General features: G+C 37.2%; 7 protein-coding genes. All 7 read right to left on the reverse strand.

The window, feature by feature from the left end; translation table 11 throughout:
• Window positions 1–19: 19 nt before the first annotated feature.
• On the reverse strand, window positions 20–349 hold the full coding sequence (locus I4641_RS23310) for a hypothetical protein (RefSeq protein WP_229642976.1): 330 nt from the start codon (window positions 347–349) through the stop codon (window positions 20–22).
• 35 nt (window positions 350–384) lie between these two features.
• Window positions 385–720: a hypothetical protein gene (locus I4641_RS23315; RefSeq protein WP_229642977.1), complete on the reverse strand. Its 336-nt coding sequence runs from the start codon at window positions 718–720 to the stop codon at window positions 385–387.
• The gene (locus I4641_RS23320) at window positions 708–1,151 is read right to left on the reverse strand and encodes a D-Ala-D-Ala carboxypeptidase family metallohydrolase (RefSeq protein ID WP_229642978.1); all 444 of its coding nucleotides are present in this window, start codon (window positions 1,149–1,151) and stop codon (window positions 708–710) included. Before I4641_RS23320 ends, I4641_RS23315 begins: the two co-directional genes overlap by 13 nt.
• Before the next feature lie 4 nt (window positions 1,152–1,155).
• Window positions 1,156–1,602 carry a hypothetical protein gene (locus tag I4641_RS23325; protein WP_229642979.1) on the reverse strand — a complete coding sequence of 149 codons (447 nt, stop codon included), beginning with the start codon at window positions 1,600–1,602 and terminating at the stop codon, window positions 1,156–1,158.
• A gap of 173 nt (window positions 1,603–1,775) precedes the next feature.
• Window positions 1,776–2,150 (reverse strand): hypothetical protein, encoded by a 375-nt coding sequence (locus tag I4641_RS23330; protein ID WP_229642980.1) that lies wholly within the window; start codon window positions 2,148–2,150, stop codon window positions 1,776–1,778.
• Between the two features lie 108 nt (window positions 2,151–2,258).
• A complete protein-coding gene (locus I4641_RS23335) occupies window positions 2,259–2,522 on the reverse strand; it encodes a hypothetical protein (RefSeq protein ID WP_229642981.1) in 264 nt (87 codons plus the stop codon).
• Window positions 2,506–4,258, reverse strand: a 1,753-nt coding sequence (locus tag I4641_RS23340; protein ID WP_229642982.1) for a hypothetical protein, incomplete at its 5' end; no start/stop codon positions are given. The genes I4641_RS23335 and I4641_RS23340, both read right to left, overlap by 17 nt.

The following is a 4,258-nucleotide window of genomic DNA, read 5'->3' on the forward strand; positions in this document are numbered from 1 at the left end:
CTTGAATCCCCAATAATTCTTATCCCACATCAGACAGCAAAACTTCACCGACGATCGCCTTGCCATCAATACAGGTAACTTTACTCTCTGGCACAATCAACACAGCCGAGGGCAAAGTATTTGTAGTTTTATCATTCAGTTGGAAAAGTTCGACACTTGACCAGTTAATCTTACCCCCAAGAAAAGAGCGATAAGAATCGTTGTGACTCGAATAAATCCCCCATTCGCGATCGCCTTTTGGTCTACCTTGCCAGTGAATAATTACATATTCACCTGATAAATTCTTTTCTTTAATTATGGGGTTAAAATCGAGTTCTAATTCACTACCCGCTACATTTGGAGTAGACACCTTGAATTTAGCTTTAGATATAGTTTGGACAATTTTCATTTTTCTAGTTCTGTATCGATTAACTGCTTAGTATCTTGGTCAATTTCTTCAAAAGCCCGTTCTAGAATCTCGTTAGATTCAGACAATTGTTGCTCTATTTCTCTCCGTTTGGGGGTGGCGATCGGTGAAGTGTTTGACACTTTTTCTAATGTGTTCGACACTTTTTGCACTTTAGAAATCGCGTTACTAGTCTTCAATTTGTATTGGGCTAGCTCAATCTCTAATGTCTTAGTTCGAGAAATATTAATCGCGCCACCAACGGATAAAATAGCGATCGCAATGCCGATACAATTCCAAAAGCAAGGAGTAGGAGAACTATTTAGCCGAACCATCGCGCTACTTGCCCCCTAAAGTCAATATGAACAAAGCTGTAGTAACGACCTAGCCCACCCTCTAAGTGGAGGCGATCGAGTATCTTGTGAATTTGAAAAGCTGAAAAATAATCAGAGCGAATATCGACTGCATCGCCGTATTGATGACGGGAATATTTTGAGCCACCCACCCAAGTATTAACGTGAGATGGTCGATACCAAGAATTAACTTTAATTGGTCTATTGCCCAAAAGCGATCGATAAATGTCTAACTCTTTGGCGGTCGCAACAATGTTTTGCTCGACTGCGTTACTAGATATGATTAATTTGCCATTGATAATTAAATCTTGAACGGGGCGAGTACAGTCTTTAGTAGCTTCCCCCCAAGTGAAGTTACTACCGATATAGATCGGAGTGTTGCGAGTAACAACTTTCCCTGATGGTAATTTCATTGTTTTAATTTTTTGTGATGCCGTGAATTAATAAATTGATTGGCTCTAATACAATTCGTGGATAGCTATCCTGACCAGGAATGACGTAAATGACATATTCAGGCAGTAGAACAAATTCAGGATGATCAAAAGGGGCGTCACGCTGATCGACATACTGGAGGGCAATTCTATCTTGTACACCCGCGTTAAGTTTGCTATGGATCTCCCAGACAAGACCATCATTCGTAGAACTACCTGAAGCTGCATGAACAGACTTAATCAAACAAGGACAATTAACGCCGTTGTTTGATAGCTGCATACCAACTCGTTGATCTTTATTAACTAGACCAAAATCAAGCAAAATACGATTTTTAACGCGGTCGGCTTGATAATATAGATCATCAACAGAATTTTTTAATGCTGCGGTATTAGCTGATCCGTATGCAATTGGGGCATTTTGAAAATTGACCATAATAACAATTCAAATAAACAAGAAAAAGTTTGCAAGACTAGCGGGAAGACCAACAGGAGGTAATTGAATCGATGGTTCTGGAGGTGGTAGAGGGTTAAATGGTAAGGGAATGTTGAAATAATTTAGAAGCAAATTAAGCAGGTTTTCGAGGATTTCAGTATTAGGCTGATTTTCTAAAGCATCAGCGATTGCGCACAAGCCACAATTAGACTGAAGTAAAATACTGGTAATACACTAGTGGGAATAGTCGCCCAAGATTCGCCAATTAAATCACAACACAAAGCACCAGCAGTAATCAAAGCAGTACGAAGGGTCAAAATATTGCCAGTGTTGGGAACTACATATTTATAAGCACCCGTGGGAAATTTCGCCAAAATATAGCGAGGTTTGAAAGGTAAACCCGCACCAGAACAACCACCAGTTCTAGCAGCGTAAATTCCTGGGGGAATGGGAGCTTCAGCCGAGAAGCGGACAGGCAGATTAGTATAAGTATCGCCAAAATCACTTGTATAGGTAGTGACTTGTAAACTAGTATTTTGTTTAGCCATTTAGATTAGAAATTATTGATAAAATTTCGAGACTTTTCTAATCTATACGCTGTATGACTTTCAGTTATAAAAACTCACTGACACATGGTTAAGGATGTATCACAACATTCAAAGATCAATTAATAAGTCCTCGCAGTCTGGGTTAACTTTTACCCACCAAATCCCCTTATATCTGACAGCTAGTAATTTATTTTGTCTGATCAGTCGCCTAGATTCGCCCCTAGAGCGATTATTATCTTGTTCCCAGAGAGTTAATTTTTGGTATTGAGTCACCGATTCACCCCTGTTATTAGTCTGAGGTTGTAAAGCGTGGATAGATTTTTTACCCGCATTAAAAGCACCTCGTGATGGGTGTCTAATTCTCTTCTTCATCGGCGGGAGGAAAATATTTAAAGAGTGTTTCAGCTTCACCAGTATTCAAAACACGAGAAATATAGGCACGATAAGGGCGAGTTTCTCGAATTACTATATCTGTTCGAGGGTTACTATGATTGGGAAAATTGCGGTTTATTTCCGTAGCAGTAGTCAAAGTTAAAATAGCATCAAAAAAACTATTCCCCGCATCAATATTGCTAAACCAACCTGATACTTTAGACTTGTAGCCGTTTAATTCCATCTCACCGTATTGATTCCCCATTGTTTGCCTTAAGTTCAAGAAGTCTGTATTCCATTCAAAACTTTCTTTTGGTGCAGGTATATGGATCGGACGATAACCTTGATCAGCTCGGCGTGTCGGGTAAGCATCTAGATTAACGAAATGTATGGTTAAAATCTCACCGTCAATATTGGTTACGTATTTAGGTGATGCCACTAAACTAACTACTTCAGGATTTTCCAATAATTCAATTTCGCATATAGCTGATTTATTAATGCGAGATTGAATCAAGGCAAAATCTGCCAAAATTGGAGTAATCCAATTATTAGGCGCAGTAATTAAAGCTTCAGATAAAGGCTGATCACCATTGCCGATTAAATAGCCATATTTAGAATTAGCTAGCAAATCCTGTAAATAGGCTTGTATAGCTGCTTCATATTGTGATTGCCCTAATTCTGTATTATCAAAATCTGCTCGATTAATATTGCTATTATCGCAAAATTCGTAAAAATCCGAATATCCCACGCTAGATATAGGGTCAATCGCTTTACAAATATCGCTATGGATAGCGTCTAAATTAGTAGCAAAAGTTTTTAAATAGGCGACAATGCCCGACAGCCCAACAGAATCAATATTTTCCTGTTTAACTTTACTTATGGCGTAAGCAGGAATGCGATCGCCGTTTTCATCTAATTCAAACTCGCAAGTATAATCTGTGTTGATATCGGCTTTTACTTCAATAGTCAAATAATCTTCTACTTTTTGAATTTGATTATCTAAAAATATTTGGGACGAATCAATTTCATTTTTTAGATTATTTTCTGAATCGTCAATCTCTGCAATAATTACATTGCTTAAATTATTAATTGCCGATAAAATCTGTTGACAGCAATCAGTTATATCTTGGCTTAATTGATCACAATTCATATTATTACCCCCTCCACCATCATAATTATTAATAACTTCAGCATCGATAAAGACACTATCAAAATCACTACTTTCTCCATCGGCTACAGCTACTTGCAAAAAGTTTCCCGCATAGGTAAGAGAAACTTGTAAATTTGATTCAACATGTTCACTATTTTCAGATGAACTAATTGCAAAACTATCTTGTCCTTGCCTATCTCCAACTGTTACCGCTAAACCAAATTGATTATCATTTAATTCATAAAATTCTACCGTTACGTCACTACTAGGCAAAGGTGCGCTATCAGTAACAAACTGCTCATTTAATTGAATAGTTACTTCTATTTCATCCCGAGAATTAATACCTACTGAAACGTCTAAAGTATCATCTTGATTTGGTAAATTTAAAATATCTTCATCAGTTTCACCGTTTACATTAACTTTAAAAATATAGCTATTATCGCCAACATCAAAAATATCAAAACTGACTGAATCATTAGGTAAACTAACTGAAGCTGAATCAGTTTGATTATCAATAGTTAAATCGATATATAAAATATTTCCCTCAATTACTGGAGATATATTAATACTTGGTTCGTAATTATGA

This window comes from Waterburya agarophytonicola KI4 (genome assembly GCF_020640915.1).
GTDB classification, from domain to species: Bacteria; Cyanobacteriota; Cyanobacteriia; order Cyanobacteriales; family Xenococcaceae; genus Waterburya; species Waterburya agarophytonicola.